The sequence below is a fragment of the Daejeonella sp. genome, assembly GCF_037719425.1.
In the GTDB taxonomy this organism is placed as follows: Bacteria; Bacteroidota; Bacteroidia; order Sphingobacteriales; family Sphingobacteriaceae; genus Daejeonella.
Genome location: NZ_JBBJNI010000012.1, coordinates 1 through 16532, shown reverse-complemented (window position 1 = coordinate 16532; position 16532 = coordinate 1). Strand labels below are relative to the sequence as shown.

General features: G+C 41.4%; 12 protein-coding genes. 10 read left to right on the top strand and 2 right to left on the bottom strand.

Annotated features, from left to right (window positions below):
• Position 1 precedes the first annotated feature (1 nt).
• Entirely contained in the window at positions 2 to 1318 is a 1317-nt protein-coding gene (locus tag WKF69_RS02940; protein WP_340379414.1) for a D-alanyl-D-alanine carboxypeptidase, read from the bottom strand.
• 130 nt (positions 1319 to 1448) lie between these two features.
• Here WKF69_RS02940 and WKF69_RS02935 point away from each other — a divergent pair, with 130 nt between their 5' ends.
• The 6 genes from WKF69_RS02935 to ybeY all read left to right on the top strand — a co-directional run bounded on the left by WKF69_RS02935 (position 1449) and on the right by ybeY (position 10584).
• Positions 1449 to 2684: an aspartyl protease family protein gene (locus WKF69_RS02935; protein WP_340379413.1), complete on the top strand. Its 1236-nt coding sequence runs from the start codon at positions 1449 to 1451 to the stop codon at positions 2682 to 2684.
• Between the two features lie 97 nt (positions 2685 to 2781).
• Positions 2782 to 5289: a zinc-dependent metalloprotease gene (locus tag WKF69_RS02930; protein ID WP_340379412.1), complete on the top strand. Its 2508-nt coding sequence runs from the start codon at positions 2782 to 2784 to the stop codon at positions 5287 to 5289.
• A 91-nt stretch (positions 5290 to 5380) separates the two neighbouring features.
• On the top strand, positions 5381 to 6235 hold the full coding sequence (locus tag WKF69_RS02925; RefSeq protein ID WP_340379411.1) for a phosphodiester glycosidase family protein: 855 nt from the start codon (positions 5381 to 5383) through the stop codon (positions 6233 to 6235).
• 111 nt (positions 6236 to 6346) lie between these two features.
• A complete protein-coding gene (locus tag WKF69_RS02920) occupies positions 6347 to 9721 on the top strand; it encodes a hypothetical protein (RefSeq protein ID WP_340379410.1) in 3375 nt (1124 codons plus the stop codon).
• Positions 9722 to 10153 (top strand): ATP-binding protein, encoded by a 432-nt coding sequence (locus WKF69_RS02915; RefSeq protein WP_340379409.1) that lies wholly within the window; start codon positions 9722 to 9724, stop codon positions 10151 to 10153.
• Entirely contained in the window at positions 10153 to 10584 is a 432-nt protein-coding gene (ybeY, locus tag WKF69_RS02910; protein ID WP_340379408.1) for an rRNA maturation RNase YbeY, read from the top strand. Before WKF69_RS02915 ends, ybeY begins: the two co-directional genes overlap by 1 nt.
• Before the next feature lie 2 nt (positions 10585 to 10586).
• Here ybeY and WKF69_RS02905 read toward each other — a convergent pair whose 3' ends face one another.
• Positions 10587 to 11297: a pirin family protein gene (locus tag WKF69_RS02905; protein ID WP_340379407.1), complete on the bottom strand. Its 711-nt coding sequence runs from the start codon at positions 11295 to 11297 to the stop codon at positions 10587 to 10589.
• A 168-nt stretch (positions 11298 to 11465) separates the two neighbouring features.
• Between WKF69_RS02905 and WKF69_RS02900 the strand changes: the two genes are divergently transcribed.
• The 4 genes from WKF69_RS02900 to WKF69_RS02885 all read left to right on the top strand — a co-directional run.
• On the top strand, positions 11466 to 13319 hold the full coding sequence (locus tag WKF69_RS02900; protein ID WP_340379406.1) for an ABC-F family ATP-binding cassette domain-containing protein: 1854 nt from the start codon (positions 11466 to 11468) through the stop codon (positions 13317 to 13319).
• Between the two features lie 9 nt (positions 13320 to 13328).
• Positions 13329 to 13580 (top strand): hypothetical protein, encoded by a 252-nt coding sequence (locus tag WKF69_RS02895; RefSeq protein WP_340379405.1) that lies wholly within the window; start codon positions 13329 to 13331, stop codon positions 13578 to 13580.
• Between the two features lie 40 nt (positions 13581 to 13620).
• Positions 13621 to 15483: a tRNA uridine-5-carboxymethylaminomethyl(34) synthesis enzyme MnmG gene (gene mnmG / locus WKF69_RS02890; protein WP_340379404.1), complete on the top strand. Its 1863-nt coding sequence runs from the start codon at positions 13621 to 13623 to the stop codon at positions 15481 to 15483.
• 133 nt (positions 15484 to 15616) lie between these two features.
• On the top strand, positions 15617 to 16532 hold a 916-nt coding region (locus WKF69_RS02885; protein ID WP_340379403.1), incomplete at its 3' end, for an Ig-like domain-containing domain.

Sequence of the window (16532 nt, the reverse complement as noted above, 5' to 3'; positions counted from 1 at the left end):
ATTAATAGGTTTGATGAATGTAAGTTATAATTCGCTCCATCTCATTTCTTACGTCAGAAGTTGGCTTCACAAAATTGTTGTTCATAAAGGAATAGACAAGCTTCTTTCCCTTTTTAGTGATCAAATACCCGCTTTGATTATGGTTATTTGACAGGCTTCCTGTTTTCGCAAAAACGAATGGTTCTTCAGACTTATACAAATTTCGGAGGGTTCCTGTTTTACCGCCATTGGGCAACATATTAAAAAGCCGCTTCTCATCCCTTGTAGCCTCATATATTTTCTCACAAAGACGCACGATCGATCGGGGTGTAAAAAGATCCTGTCTGGACAACCCTGAACCGTCAACCCAAATAGGCTTATCCGGAAGATCCTGAAGTAAAGTCTTAATGACATGGTCGATGACTACCGGAGTATTCATTTCAAGGCCGTTTGTTGCGGCTATGTTTAGCAGGAATTGTTCGGCAATAAAATTGTCGCTGGGCAAAAGCATATCCCGGTATAGGGTATCAGCCGGCACGCTATACCAAGTTTTATAGCTGGCTGGAAGAGGATAATCTACTGTACCCGAAAAATTAGGGAGATGGGATTTTAGAATCGTACTGATCGTGGGAACACTAACTTTAAAGGGAATAACTTGATTAAAATTTGCAGGAACGGGAACGACTGGCTGATAGAAATCGTTCGTCAGTATATCTCTGTTTATCCTGAAGGGGCCTGTTTTTCTTTTTGGATCCGATGAAAGCTGAAACGGGCTATTCCTGTTGAATTCAGGATATGATACTAACTGATTGCCATTATGGGTAAATAGGATTATATTCCCATAAACCGGGAGCTCCGAGATCTCGGGCTGATAATATTCGTTATAGTCATCATATGTCCATCCCGTGCCATAAAATGGACTGGTATATCTGCCCGTTGCCCAATAGATCTTTTTATTGCTCCCTTTTAATTTTTCAAGGACTGGTTGTTTTTTATAATCTGAATTTAAGAACGTTGGATCCCCGGTCCCCCAGAATATCAGTGAATCACCCTTCTCAATATATTGCAGTCCTGCGATCGAATCTTTGAGAAGCTTCAAGCCGGCATAAAACGTGAATAACTTGGTGTTTGAAGCAGGGGTGAAATACTTGTCGCCATTTTGCTGCGCGATCATCTTTTTCTCTGTCAGGTCATAGAGTGCAAATCCAGTATAATGCTGCTGCAAAACAGGCGAGTTTCTAATCATCTTAAGTATCTTACCTGGTCGAATTGGTTTTGCATTAATATTTTGAAAGCAAAATGCAAGCAGTGCCAGTACTATCGGTAGTCTTATTCTCATAATTAAAAGTAGAAAACAATTAATAAGAATTACAAAGATTTGAACGGGATTAAAGTTTTATGCCGTAACTTGTTTATGCATCATGCGTAGTCCTTTTGATCATCGGATTGGTTGTTCTTCACGAACTTTTATGATAAAATCTCTTATCGTGATGCTTGGCTTTGTTTTGACTTTAAACGAAGTGTTTGCCCAAAGATTTGAGTTTCCCGGCAAGCGCAAAAAGGAAATTGTTCCGTTTAAAATGGTCAAGAATCTAATGATCATTAAGCTCATGGTAAATGGGAAGGGACCGTTTAATTTCGTTCTAGACACAGGAGTAGGGCTTTTCCTGATATCCGATCCCAAACTTATCGACTCTGTTTCTATAAAAAACCTCAGAAGCATAAATATCACCGGATTTGGAGATGGCGAACCGCTTAGTGCTTTTGTAACCCCATCGATCGAAGTTGGTTTTGGAAGCACGACAGCAAAATCCTTATCGGCGGCAATTCTTAAAAAAGACATTTTCGAGCTTTCGAACTACGTGGGAATGCCGGTTCATGGACTAATAGGATATGAGTTTTTTAGCAGCTTTATTGTTAAGATAAATTTCACATTAAGCACGCTGACAATATACAGGCCAGAAACCGCTTATATCCCCCGAAAGGGATACCGGGTCCCGCTCATGATTGAAGACAGGAAGCCCTATCTGATCTCCAACATACAACTTACCTCCGGAGAAAAAATTGCCGCCAAATTGATTCTTGACACTGGGGCAGGCCACCCGATCTCACTTGAAACAAATGGCGGTGTTCCTTTTGAGGTTCCAAAAGTTAATATTGCGGGGAATCTTGGAATAGGCCTGACCGGCCCGATAAGTGGTTATATCAGCCGGGTTAAATCGCTTAGCCTTGGGAAATACACTCTGAATAATGTCATTGCTGCCTTTCCGGATTATGACGACGTTGGCTCGAAGGTATATTCGGTAAGCAGGAACGGCAACATGGGGATCACTATCCTTAAAAGGTTTAACGTAATTTTCGACTATAATGAATCTGCGCTGTATATAAAACCCGGTATCGTCCTTACCGAACCATTTGAACATGATATGAGTGGTTTGGAACTGACCTCGGCCGGCGATAAATTCGATAGGATGTTTGTCAGCCGTGTAGAGCCTGGTTCCTCGGCCGATGAAGCGGGATTACGCAAAGACGATGAAATTCTTGCCATAAATTTCAAGCCTGTAAGTGAGATGAGCCCTTCGGAAATAGATAACCTGTTCCGGTCAAAGGCTGACCGCAGTTTTATTCTTGACATCCTTCCGAATGGCAGTAAAAGCAGCCGGGATCGGGAACGAATCATCCTAACCCTGAAAAGACGGATTTGACCCTTATATCGCAAATAAATTACTTGCCAATTACAGTCCTTATTACCCGCAAATAATACATTTGTAGATTGCATTTTAGCTAACCCCTTATAAATTTATGACAAAAGATTTAACCTATATCCGGTATGCGCTGTTTGCGGCATTATTGGTAAATTTAAGCACCAATGATTTGCTGGCGCAAAATCGAAGGCCGACAAATCCCGCACCTGAACCCGCCACAACTTCAACTCCTGCGCCAGCATCTGCTGCGCCCAAAACAGGTATAAGGCCTTACAAAGAAGTCATAACCGACAAGGCCAAAACCGATAAGGGCCTGTTCAAGGTACACCGTCTGGACAGCAAATACTTTTTTGAGATTCCCGATTCTCTTTTTGAACGTGAAATGCTTGTGGTTACGCGCTATGCAAAAACACCAACCGTTGATGGAACCTACGGGGGTGAAGAATTAAACGAACAAGTTTGGAAGTGGCAAAGGCGCGACAAACAGGTGTTTATTCGTATTCCTTCCTACAGAAATGTGGCTGGAAAGGGAACAGACATGTTTGAAGCTGTGAAAAACTCAAACCTTGACGCTGTGCTCTCATCGTTTGATATTAAAGCTATAAATGCTGATTCAAGTTCTGTTGTTATAGATGTTACAGATCTTTATACTAAAGATGTTCAATCACTTGGGCTTCCTCAAAGCTTGCGTACGCTCTACAAGATCACAACAATGGATGAGACCCGCACTTATGTGGATACCATAAAGTCGTTCCCAATAAATATTGAAGTAAGGTCTTTAAAAACCTACCGTGCTACTGACCCTCCCGGCGATAAATCGATTGGTTCAATGACAGTAGAGATCCATAACTCAATGCTTTTGCTTCCAAAAGTTCCTTTCAAAGCTCGTTTGGCTGATGACAGGGTTGGATTTTTTGGACAGAGCCAGACAGATTATGGTCTGGATGCTCAAAAAGCTCAGGTTACAAGATACATTCATCGCTGGAAACTGGAGCCGAAGGATCCGGCAGCATACAAACGCGGCGAGCTTGTGGAGCCCAAAAAACAGATCGTTTATTACATCGATCCGGCAACACCACAAAAATGGAGACCTTATCTAATTGCGGGTGTTAAAGATTGGAATGTTGCATTCGAAGCTGCTGGTTTTAAAAATGCAATTACTGCAATAGAACCGCCAGCAAACGATCCTGACTGGTCTCCGGAAGATGCACGGTATTCTGTTATAAGATATTTTGCTTCAAATATTGCAAACGCATACGGTCCGCACATTTCGGATCCGCGTTCAGGAGAAATAATGGAATCCGATATCGGCTGGTATCATAACGTTATGAACCTGGTTAGAAACTGGTTCTTTGTGCAGACTGCAGCCATTAACCCTGACGCGCGTACTCCAAGGTTTAAAGATGAGATCATGGGCCAGTTGATTCGTTTTGTGTCTTCGCACGAAGTTGGTCACACTCTTGGCTTGCCGCACAATTTCGGATCGAGTGTAGCATATCCAGTTGATTCACTGCGCTCCATAACATTTACTAAAAGAATGGGCGGAACGGCTCCGTCAATTATGGATTATGCTCGTTTTAACTATATCGCCCAGCCGGGCGATGAAGGCGTGATATTATATCCGGGAATAGGCGACTATGACAAGTGGGCGATCAAATGGGGTTATGCCTGGTTTGACAATCAAACTCCTGAACAAGAAGCTAAGACCTTAAACAAATGGACTATCGAAAAAGCTGGTAACCCTGCTTATTTCTATGGCCAGCAAACCGGTAATCCGATCGATCCCAGAGCACAGTCAGAAGATCTTGGTGATGATGCGGTTAAAGCGTCAACATATGGAATAGCGAATCTTAAGAGGATTATCCCCAACATTGAGAAATGGACATATGAGGAAGGTCAGCCATATAATAACCTGCAGGAGCTTTATGGTGAAGTCTTAGCTCAATGGAACCGCTACATGGGACACGTGCGTTCCAATATCGGTGGAATATACGAGGACGATAAAACCTACGAACAAAAGGGCGCTGTTTATACTCACGTACCGCAAGCCAAGCAAAAGAGTGCGGTTAGATTTATCAACGAACAAGCGTTTGCAACACCAGTTTGGATGCTTGATCGGGCTCTTCTCAGTAAATTTGATAATGCCGGTATCGTTGAAAGGCTAAGAAGAACTCAGGTTGGTGTTTTAAACGGCATATTGGATTTCTCCAGACTTAACCGCGTTATTGATAATTCAGTGAAAAACGGTGCCGAAGCTTACAGCATGGATGAGCTGTTTGCAGACTTAAGAAATGGCATTTGGTCTGAATTAAAGACTGGCGGAAATATCGATACCTACAGAAGAAATCTTCAGAGAGCTTATATCGAGCGGATGTCTTATTTGCTTAATGAAAATGAGCCTGCTCCTCTAACGCAATTTGGTGGTCAGGCAGTTCCTCAAATGGATGCCTCTCAATCTGATATTCGTCCGATGGCAAGATATGAGTTGAAAGCTCTGGCAGCTCAGATCAGGGCGTCTCAGCCAAAGTTCAGCAACACTGTTATTAAATCACACATGGATGATGCGCTTGTGCGAATTGCAGATGCGCTGGATCCGAAAAAATAATTTTATCGCTTAAAAGTCCTGCCTTTTTAACCCCGGGCAGGGCTTTTTTATTTGAGGCCAAACCATAACTTCGCTCTATAAATCCGATATAATGAGATCATTCATCATCACACTGCTTATTACGGGCTGCCTAAGCCCTGTTTTTTCAAAAACAGATTCTATTAACGTCGTTAAGGCAGATTGGAAAAAGAAAAAGATCACCTCCGGCGTTACCCTAAAAACCCATTGGTTTAATAAAAATTTATTCGGATCAAATCAGAACGTAAGCATCCTTGAAATAAAACCCAAGAGAAAGCTGATACTTGATCTGGGTTACGATGCTAAGAAACTTATTACCACAAGTGACTTTGGTAAGAACACTAACTCGCTGGCTGCATTGAACGGAACTTTTTTTGATATTGCTAACGGCGGATCTGTCGACTTTATTAAATCTGATGACGTGGTGATAAATGAAAATCGCCTGGGTAAAAATGGAGAACGGTCTGGTCACCAAAGCTCCGCACTCGTTTTTAATGACGGGAAATTATCTATTGCAAAATTTAACGGGAATGCTTCCTGGGAAAAGTCTCTCGATGGAGAAGATGTCATGGTTACCGGTCCTTTGCTGATCATGGATCAAAAGGATGAAAAGCTTGACTCCAATATTTTCAATAAGACCAGGCATCCAAGAACGGCTGTAGTCGTGACTAAAAATAACAGGGTGTTATTAATAACGGTTGATGGTAGGAATGAAAACTCTGCAGGAATGAGCTTGTTTGAGCTCGCAAAATTAACCAGGTGGTTAAAGGCTGATGATGCAATAAACCTTGACGGAGGAGGCTCTACAGCACTATGGATCAATGGTTACGAAGGGAATGGTGTTGTGAATTACCCCACCGATAACAAGAAATGGGATCACGCCGGTGAGCGAAAGGTTGCAAATGTTGTGCTTTTAAAGAAAAAATAGCGAAAAGTAAGTTAATATCCAGATAACATCTAACTGCTTTATATTTTTACATACGCTGTATAGGTATTTTTCGTTAATTTGATATACGACAAATTTACCTGAATACTAATCATGAGCAAGTCTGCAGATAATTATGCCTATCTTATTCAGAAGATTGACGGATTTATCCGCAAATATTATCTGAACAGAGTTGTTAAAGGCACCATTTTTATGGCGACCTCTCTTTTTGCTGCTTTTATAATAGTTACTGTTGCCGAATATTACGGGCGTTTTGACCCTCTTGTGAGGACGTTTCTTTTCTATACGTTCATTCTGGGTAACCTTACGATATTTACAACCTATATAGTAATTCCCCTCCTGTCCTATTTCAGGCTCGGAAAAACTATAAGTCATGAACAGGCTTCCGACATCATCGGCGATCATTTTCATCCTGTGAAGGATAAATTGCTGAATACGTTACAATTGAAGAAGCTTTCGGATGTCAGCCCTCAGCAACGGGCCCTGATTGATGCCAGCATAGATCAAAAAATTGCCGAACTGCGCCCCGTGCCGTTTAGCTCTGCCGTACATATTGAAGATAACAGGAAGTATATTAAGTATGCACTGGTGCCAATGGCAGCAATTGTAATTGTGTTTTTCGCCGCACCTTCGATTCTTAGTGAAAGTACCGACCGGCTGCTGCATTATAATAAACGATTTATTAAAAAAGCGCCTTTTAGCTTTGAGCTGGTTAATGAAAATCTGTCTGCAATCCAGGGTGACGATTACACGCTGAAAGTAAAGCTTACCGGTAATGAAATTCCGGCCGAGATTTATTTGGAAGACGGCGCTAACACATTCAAACTCGATAAAGAAAGCATAGTTCGCTTTAATTATACATTCAAAAACCTGCAGAAAACAAAAACCATTCGCCTAAGCGGTGGAGAGTTTAGTTCTGAAGATTATATCTTAAAAGTGAAGGAACGCCCAACACTTTTGAATTTCGACGTGTTCCTGGAATATCCTGATTATCTCAATAAGACCAATGAGCGGCTGCAAAATTCCGGAGATCTGAGTGTTCCGGAGGGAACCCGGATAAACTGGAAATTCAACGCACGAAGCAGCGATCATTTGGACGTTAAGATGGATAAGCAAAGGTTCAGGATCCAGGCTGCTGAAAAAGGGCTCTTTAATTTTTCATACCGCGCTATGAAGAATTTAACCTATAACATCCGCCCGATTAGCAACGAGGTTATGACTTCGGACTCTGTTTCTTACCAGTTACGTGTTATCCCGGATCTAATGCCGATGATAGATGTTACTGAACGCCCAGACTCTGTTAATGCAAAAATTCTATATTTCGTTGGGCAGGTCAATGATGATCATGGGTTTTCTAAATTGAATTTTAACTACAAGGTTCTGCAAGCGGGAGGAGTAACTGGGCCGGTAAAACCTGAGGTGAAGACAGTTAGCTTTGATAGAAATTCGCTGCAAAGTAACTTCTTCCATATTTGGAATGTTAATGAAGCAAAGGCAAACCCCGGAGATCAGATAGAATATTATTTCGAAATATATGATAACGACGGTGTTAACGGGGCCAAAGTGAGCCGCTCGGCTATCAGAACATTTAAAGTAGCCTCCGAACGCGAGATAGAAAAGAAACTTGAAGCAAGCTCGGAGCAGATCAAAGAAAAAATGGAGCAGGCTATTCGTAAATCTTCCCAGGTAGAGAAAGAAGCGAAACGCCTAAATCAGGACCTGCTCAACAAAAAGAGCCTGACCTACGAAGAGAAGAAACAAGTGGAGGCGCTTCTTCAAAAACAAAAGGAGCTTGAAGAACTTGTAAAAGAGATCCAAAAAGAAAACAAGCAAAATCTCTTTGAGCAAAATGAAAACAAAGAGCAGAACGACAAGATCCGTGAAAAACAAAAGCAAATCGAAGATCTGTTCAACAATGTTCTGGACGAAAAGACCAGGGAGATCTTGAAAAACATAGAAAAGCTGCTTGAGAAAAACAATAAAGCTTTGACGCAAGAGGAACTTTCAAAAATGCAGCTTGATAATAAATCACTGCAAAAGGAACTTGACCGGATCCTGGAGCTGTACAAACAGCTTGAATTTGATCAGAAGCTTACTGAATCAATTGAAAAGTTGAAGGAGCTTTCGAAAAAGCAGGAAAAGCTTAGCGAAAAGTCTCTGGATAAAAAGTCTGAAAACGAGAAACTAAAAGAGGAGCAAAAAGAGTTTAAAGAGGATTTCAAGGATCTCAAAGAAGACTTGAAAGAGCTTGAAAAGAAGAACGAAGAGCTCGATCAAAAAAACGAGTTTGATAATCCTGAAAAAGAAGAGGAAAAAATAGACCAGGAGCAGCAGAAGAGCTCGGATAATCTGGAGAAAAAAGACGAGAAAAAAGCCTCTCAAAACCAAAAAGAGGCCGCGGAGCAAATGCAGCAGCTTTCAAAGAAGCTCGAAGCCATGCAGCAGGAAAGCGAAGAAGAGGAAAATGAGGTTAATACAAAAGCCCTTAGGGAGATTCTGGATAACTTAGTCACCAGCTCGTTTGATCAGGAAAAGACCATGCAAGCGGTACGTGGGATTAACACCAGTGATCCTTCTTATGTATTGCAAACGCAAAAACAGAGGGATATTAAGGACAATCTGAAAATGATCGAGGATAGTCTTTATGCTCTAAGTAAAAAGGTACCGCAAATCCAGTCAGTGGTAAATAAAGAAATACAGGCTATCAACTTCAACGTAGGAAAGGCTATAGAAAGTTTAGGTGAGCGCCGAACCGCGGAGGCTAACCGTAATCAACAGTTTGCGATGACGTCAATCAACAATCTGGCATTAATGCTTAATGAAGCATTGGATCAATTGCAGCAGGCTCAGCAAAATGGGAAACCGGGAAGTAAAGGCAAAAAGAAACAAAGCCTTTCCCAATTGAGTAAGATGCAGGAGCAGCTAAACAAAAATATGCAGAAAGCTCGTGATGAGATGCAAAAGCAAGCCGGGCAAAAACCCGGACAGCAGCCCGGCAAACAAGGACAACAGCCCGGGCAGGGACAAGGGCAGGGAATGAGCGAGCAGCTGGCTCGCATGGCACGGGAACAGCAAATGATCCGCCAGGCTATGCAGGAAATTAACAGAATGGAAAATAAAGATGGCAAAAGCGGTTTAGGCAATCTCGATCAATTGATGAAAGAGATGGAACAAACTGAAACCGATCTCGTAAACAAAAAAATTCAACAGGAAACGTTGAACAGACAGCAAGAGATACTGAGTAAATTGCTCGAGGCAGATAAAGCTGAGCGCGAACGCGAGCAGGATGAGAAAAGGGAAAGTAAGGAAGGTGTGACACCGGCCCCAGACTATAAAATTATCCTTCAGGAATATCAGAAAATTAAGCAAAAAGAGACCGATTTGCTTAAGACCGTACCGCCTTCTCTAAATTCTTTTTATAAAATTAAGGTCGGTGATTATTTTAAATACTTAAATTCGGGTTTATAAATGATTAATCAGACAGAATTTTCCGATAACACAGCATTGTATACACTCCAATTACCATCAAAAATTGATAGTATTACTACGGTTGAAAACTTCATTGACACAATCAGCGAGAAGTACAGATTTAGTGATGAAATATACGCCAACGTACTCACCTGCCTTAGTGAGGCAGCTGTTAACGCTATAATACACGGAAATAAGGAAAACCCCGATAAGAAAGTCTATATTAATCTTGAAGTTATTGAAGATAAAAGATTAATATTCACTATATCTGACGAGGGAGATGGGTTTGATTTCAACAACATTCCTGATCCTACATCACCGGAAAACCTTGAAAACCTAACTGGACGTGGTGTATTTATTATAAAGCGTCTTGCTGACCAATGCATTTTCAATTCCAGGGGGAATGAACTTGAATTACATTTTAAGATTTAATGCCCCAACTCCCCATTAATTTTTTCATCGAAGACATTTCATTTAATTTAAAACGGAAGATTCTCTTGCGCAAATGGGTGGAGAGCTGCATTAAAGCTGAAGGTTACAGGCTAAGAGAGCTTAATTTTATCTTTTGCAGTGATAACTATCTGCTCGGAATTAATCAGGAGTATCTGAAACATGACACCTTTACCGATATAATTACTTTCGACAACAGCGAGGACGATAAACTTATTGCTGGTGATATCTTCATTAGCGTAGATCGGGTAAATGAAAATGCAATCAGTTTTAAAGTTTCCCGGCAAGATGAACTGCACCGGGTGATGATTCATGGTACACTTCATCTGTTAGGTTATCCGGATAAAGGAAAGGAAGCTAAGGCAGTAATGACCAAGAAGGAAAATTACTACCTCGCTAACCGTGCTGTCTGACGTTATTCCATTGGAACTTCAATGATCAGGATCGTTGAGTTTTCTGTGACCGAAATGCTGAATTTCTCAGTGTCATACACTCCAACGGCATCTCTCTTCTTTAGAGTACTTCCGTCAATCTCAGCTTTGCCTTCTATCATAAATATATAAGCTCCATTTCCTGGATACTTAAGGTCATAGGTGGCTTGTTTGCCTGGTTCGAACGATCCAAGGCTAAAAACTGCATCCTGGTTGATCCACATCACGGCTTGCTGCTCTTCAAACGAAACTATAGTCACAAATGCGTTCTTCTTACTTTCCAGATCATACCTCTGCTGGTCGTATCTTGGTGTTATGTTCCGAATTTTAGGAAACACCCATATTTGCAGCAAATTAACTTGTTCGGTAGAAGAGGCATTAAACTCAGAATGTTGTATGCCGCTTCCTGCTGACATAATCTGTACTTCACCGGCACTAATATTACCAATTGACCCAAGGCTATCTTTATGTGCTAAAGAGCCCTGTAAGGGAATAGTTACGATTTCCATATTGTCGTGACCATGGGTACCAAAACCCATTCCCGGGTCGACTATATCATCATTTAGAACCCGCAAAAGCCCAAAGTGCATCTTTGAAGGATCCTGATATTGAGCGAAGCTAAATGAGTGAGCTGCTTTTAACCAGCCATGATCCTGGATGCCACGGTCATTAGCCTTATGAATAATCTTCTTCATCTTGATAGTTTAATTACATGTTTAAACAGACAATATTTATTCCAAAAATGTAATGTGTACCTTTGCGGATTAATTAATGGAAATTTTCCTGAATTCCGTACGTTATGTTTGTTGAAAGCGGACTTCTTGTCACTTCCATGGAGAGAAGGTTTAATAAAAATAAGAATTTTGAGTATTTTATCTACTGAACAATTAGGGCATTCTTTTAATGACAACTGGTTATTTACCGACCTCTATTATGGTATAAATAAGGGCGAGCGGGTTGCACTTGTCGGGATTAATGGTACCGGAAAATCCACTTTCTTAAAAATACTTTCCGGGATGCTTGCACCAGGTCTTGGAAAAGTTGTTACCGAGCGGGATCTGAGGATAGGATATCTGGAACAGGACCCGCAATTTAATGATCAGGAAACCATAAGCGATTTTATATATTCCATAGGGAACTCTCGTCAGCAACTAATCAGGCAATACGAAGAGGCTGTAAATCAATTGGTTACCGATGATAAGTTGCTCCACAGACTGATGGACGAGTTAAGTTCCGAGAATGCCTGGGAATACGAATATGAAATCAAGACTATCCTTGGACGCCTGGGGATCCAGCGTTTGGAGCAAAAAATATCCACTTTGTCTGGAGGGCAGAGGAAGCGTTTAGCACTTGCAAAGCTTCTAATTGACGATCCAGATATATACTTGCTTGATGAGCCGACCAATCATCTGGATATAGAAACAATAGAGTGGCTCGAGAATTATATGACTACAGGTCAGAAAAGTGTAATGCTGGTGACACACGACAGGTATTTCCTTGACAATGTATCCACGAGAATAATAGAGCTTGACAGGGGAAAGCTGCAGAACTTCAATGGTAATTACAGCTATTACCTAGAGAGAAAAGCGGAACAAAATGCTGCAGAGGATGCCTCCTTTAGTAAAAACGTTAATTTATTGAAGAAAGAACTGGAGTGGATGCGCCGTCAGCCTAAGGCCAGAACAACGAAATCCAAATCCAGGATAGAGTCTTTTTACGATCTTGAGGATAAAACTAAAGGCCGACAGATCAAAACAAATTTGGAACTGAGCGTCAATGTGGCACGCCAGGGTAATAAGATCCTGGAACTTGATAATATTAGTAAATCGTTTAACGGGCATGCCGTAATCGAAAACTTCTCCTATACCTTCAAAAAAGGTGATAGAATAGGAGTAGCCGGGAAAAATGGGACTGGCAAGTCTACGCTCCTCAATATCATAACAGGAAAGATTAAGCCGGACGACGGAACCGTCATGGTTGGGGAAACCACAGCATTTGGATATTACACCCAGGGCGGGCTTGAATTTAAAGGCGACGAACGTGTAATAGATGTTGTTAAAAATGTTGCTGAGTATATAACAATGGCTGATGGCAAAAATTTAACTGCCAGTCAGGTCCTTACGCATTTCTTATTTCCGCCGGCAAAACAGTATGGGCTGGTAAATAAGCTAAGTGGAGGGGAAAAGAAAAGGCTTCAGCTGATGAGGGTTCTGATGAAAAACCCGAATTACATGATTCTGGATGAGCCTACCAATGATCTGGATATCGATACGCTAAACGTTCTGGAAGAGTTCCTGATCAATTTCCGGGGAATTTTAATGCTTGTATCACACGATAGATATCTTATTGATCGTTTAACAGATCAGCTATTCATTTTTGAAGGAGATGGCAAAGTCACGATTTATTCCGGAAATTACACTGATTATCGCCTGGAGCAGGACGAAGTAAAAAAACCTGTAAAACCTGCGAACGAGAAATCGGCTAAGCCGGTACACGATATGGTGCCGAAGAAAAAGCTTTCTTTTAAAGAAGAGAAAGAGCTTAAGGACGCTGAAAACAACATTAAGATACTTGAAGCTGAAATTATAACGTTAACCGAACGAATTAACTCTGGAATTACGGATCATGAAGAGCTCTCTGAGATAGCTCTTTCGATCCAGGCAAAAAAAGAGGAGATAGATGAAAAAACCCTGCGCTGGCTTGAGTTAACAGATTGAAAGGAAATCATGACAACATCCGACATACTTGGCTCCATAGGAGTAACTTTATTATTAATAGCTTTTCTTTTAAACCTGAGACATCTGCTCGCTACCGAAAGCAAGTGGTATATCATGTTAAATATTGTTGGTGCCGGACTTTGTGGATATTCATCCTATTTAATCAAATTTTATCCCTTTGTAATACTCGAAAGCGTATGGGTTATCGCCGCTTTCAGCTCTTTGTTGAAACGTGTTCCACGTGAAACATTGAATAATTAATATATAATTTTGTACAGTTGTTCCACGTGGAACATATACCATGTTTAATAAATACGATATAATAGTTGTTGGTGCGGGACATGCCGGTTGTGAAGCCGCTGCTGCTGCTGCTAATCTTGGTTCGAAAGTTCTGCTCATCACCATGAACATGGGTACAATAGCTCAAATGAGTTGTAATCCTGCTATGGGCGGCGTGGCAAAAGGCCAGATAGTCCGTGAAGTAGATGCACTGGGAGGATACTCGGGAATAATCTCCGACAGGACAACTTTGCAGTTTAGAATGCTAAATAGTTCAAAAGGCCCTGCTATGTGGAGTCCGAGAGCTCAGATAGATAGAATGAGGTTTGCAGAAGAGTGGCGCTTAATGCTTGAGCAAACGCCAAACGTGGACTTCTGGCAAGATACTGTTGTAGGACTATTAACCAAAGGTGATAAAATAACCGGTGTTCGAACATCATTAGGAATTGAAATAGAGTGTAAGGCTGTTGTGTTAACAAACGGTACTTTCCTAAATGGTCAGATACACATAGGCGAAAAGCGGTTTGGCGGGGGTAGGACAGCGGAAAAAGCAGCAACAGGTCTAACTGAGCAACTCGTTGAGATAGGCTTTGAAGCCGGCAGAATGAAGACCGGAACACCGCCGCGGGTTGATGGACGTTCTTTGGACTACACCAAAATGGAGGAACAATGGGGAGATGACGTCCGCGGTCGCTTTTCGTATACAGACGTGGACCTTCCAAAAGATCAAAGATGTTGCTGGATTACCTACACAAACTCTGATGTACATGAAACGTTAAAGGAAGGCTTTGAGCAGTCTCCTATGTTCACCGGTCGTATAAAAGGCTTAGGCCCCAGATATTGCCCATCTATAGAAGATAAAATAAATAGGTTCGCAGAACGCGATCGTCATCAGATCTTTGTAGAACCAGAAGGCTGGAACACCGTTGAGATATATGTAAATGGCTTTTCGACTTCTCTGCCTGAAGATGTGCAGTATAGGGCTCTTACAAAAATCCCGGGATTTGAAAGGGCCAAAATGTTCAGGCCGGGTTATGCAATTGAATACGACTTCTTCCCACCAACCCAGTTGAATTTAAGCCTGGAAACCAAGAAAATAAACCATCTATATTTCGCTGGCCAAATTAATGGTACTACAGGATATGAGGAAGCCGCCTGCCAGGGCTTTATTGCTGGTATCAATGCTCATCAAAAGATAAATCAAAAAGACGAGCTAATTCTTAAAAGAGCAGAATCCTACATCGGTGTCCTAATTGACGACTTAGTTACCAAAGGTACTGAAGAACCTTACCGTATGTTTACCTCACGGGCTGAGCATCGCCTGCTTTTGAGGCAGGATAACGCCGATATCCGTCTAAGTCCTATAGGTCACGCCCTTGGCCTCGTTTCCGATGCAAGACTTGCCAAGGTTCAAGAGAAGGTCAAAAATGCTGACGCTATTGTCTCCTACCTTAAATCGACTTCCATAAATCCGGACAACGTTAACTCTGCTTTGGAAAATGCCGGAACCCCGGCCATATCCCAAAGTGTAAAGATGTTCCAGCTTATAACACGCCCGCAAATAACGTTTGAAAATATCAGGACGTCAGACCCGGCATTCGATCAGCTGCTCAATAATTTCAACCTTGAAACTATTGAGCAGGCCGAGATAAAAGTCAAATACGAAAGCTACTTCGAAAAGGAACTAGAGATAGTTGAAAAAATGAAGAGGATGGAGGACCACCTAATTAACACTGAATTTAATTATCAGGGTCTCGTGTCACTCTCAAAAGAAGCCCGTGAAAAGCTCATGAAAATAAAACCGAGGACTTTGGGACAAGCATCACGGATCTCAGGCGTTTCTCCTTCGGATATTTCTGTTTTAATGGTACACATGGGAAGATAACTTATAAATATCTATAAATCAATCTGTTATGATGATATAGTAGCGGATTAAAATAAAGACTTAAGCAAGATTTTCTTACATTAGAGATACATAACCGTCCAAAACAATACACATTTCGACCAGAGGCTTATAAATGGCAAATTTTTCAAAGCGGGTTTTTTTCGGAAATTATTTACTTATAGGCCTGGTGTTTTGTATATTCTCGTCTTGTGCAAGTGTGCAATCACCGACCGGCGGGCCGCGGGATACCATTCCTCCAAAAGTCATAAAAGAAACCCCAAAAAATCTGACCCGGAACTTTGCAGTCGAAGAGATCCAGATCCAGTTTGACGAATACATAAAACTAACTAATGAATTTTCTGAGATAAGCATCTCACCGGCAATCGATGTACTTCCGGAGTTTAAGGCTAAAAAGCAAAACCTGGGCATCAAATTCTCTCAGCCGCTCGAAGCTAACACCACATATACAATAAATTTTGGTAAAGCTATCACAGACGTAAATGAAAGTAACGTACTCACGAACTACACGTACGTCTTTGCTACAGGAAATCAAATTGATTCCCTCTCTCTAAGCGGTAATGTCACCAGCTCTTTGACGAAGGAAACGTTAAAGGATATAACCGTTTTTATTCTTCCGACAAGCCAGGATTCTCTATTTGGTAAAAAAAGGGCCAGCTTCTTTACAACAACCGATACTGCCGGAAACTTTAGTTTAAAAAACCTGCGCGAAGACACCTACCGCATTTACGCTTTAAATGAGCAGGGCGGCGGTGACCGTATCTACAACGGTCAGAATGAAGAAATTGGCTTTCTGGACAAACCGATACTCCTAAATAAGAACACTGAGAATATTCGCCTTGAAGTATTCAAAGCGGTCCCAAAAATATTCTCAGTTTCCGAGCGCAAAATTGAAAGCGATGGCAGGATACTGCTTGCGTTTAACAAGCCGCTTTTAAAACCCACTGTCAATATCATTGATCCACTGGCTGTTGATGGCACTAAGACCGTTGAAATAAGCAATACCAGGGACACAGCATTGATCTGGCTTC

What these genes read in the sequence shown, in the direction of transcription:
- WKF69_RS02940 (WP_340379414.1), bottom strand. Translation starts at nt 1,318, where the DNA reads ATGAGAATAAGACTACCGATAGTACTGGCACTGCTTGCATTTTGCTTT.
- WKF69_RS02935 (WP_340379413.1), top strand. Translation starts at nt 1,449, where the DNA reads ATGATAAAATCTCTTATCGTGATGCTTGGCTTTGTTTTGACTTTAAAC.
- WKF69_RS02930 (WP_340379412.1), top strand. Translation starts at nt 2,782, where the DNA reads ATGACAAAAGATTTAACCTATATCCGGTATGCGCTGTTTGCGGCATTA.
- WKF69_RS02925 (WP_340379411.1), top strand. Translation starts at nt 5,381, where the DNA reads ATGAGATCATTCATCATCACACTGCTTATTACGGGCTGCCTAAGCCCT.
- WKF69_RS02920 (WP_340379410.1), top strand. Translation starts at nt 6,347, where the DNA reads ATGAGCAAGTCTGCAGATAATTATGCCTATCTTATTCAGAAGATTGAC.
- WKF69_RS02915 (WP_340379409.1), top strand. Translation starts at nt 9,722, where the DNA reads ATGATTAATCAGACAGAATTTTCCGATAACACAGCATTGTATACACTC.
- ybeY (WP_340379408.1), top strand. Translation starts at nt 10,153, where the DNA reads ATGCCCCAACTCCCCATTAATTTTTTCATCGAAGACATTTCATTTAAT.
- WKF69_RS02905 (WP_340379407.1), bottom strand. Translation starts at nt 11,297, where the DNA reads ATGAAGAAGATTATTCATAAGGCTAATGACCGTGGCATCCAGGATCAT.
- WKF69_RS02895 (WP_340379405.1), top strand. Translation starts at nt 13,329, where the DNA reads ATGACAACATCCGACATACTTGGCTCCATAGGAGTAACTTTATTATTA.
- mnmG (WP_340379404.1), top strand. Translation starts at nt 13,621, where the DNA reads ATGTTTAATAAATACGATATAATAGTTGTTGGTGCGGGACATGCCGGT.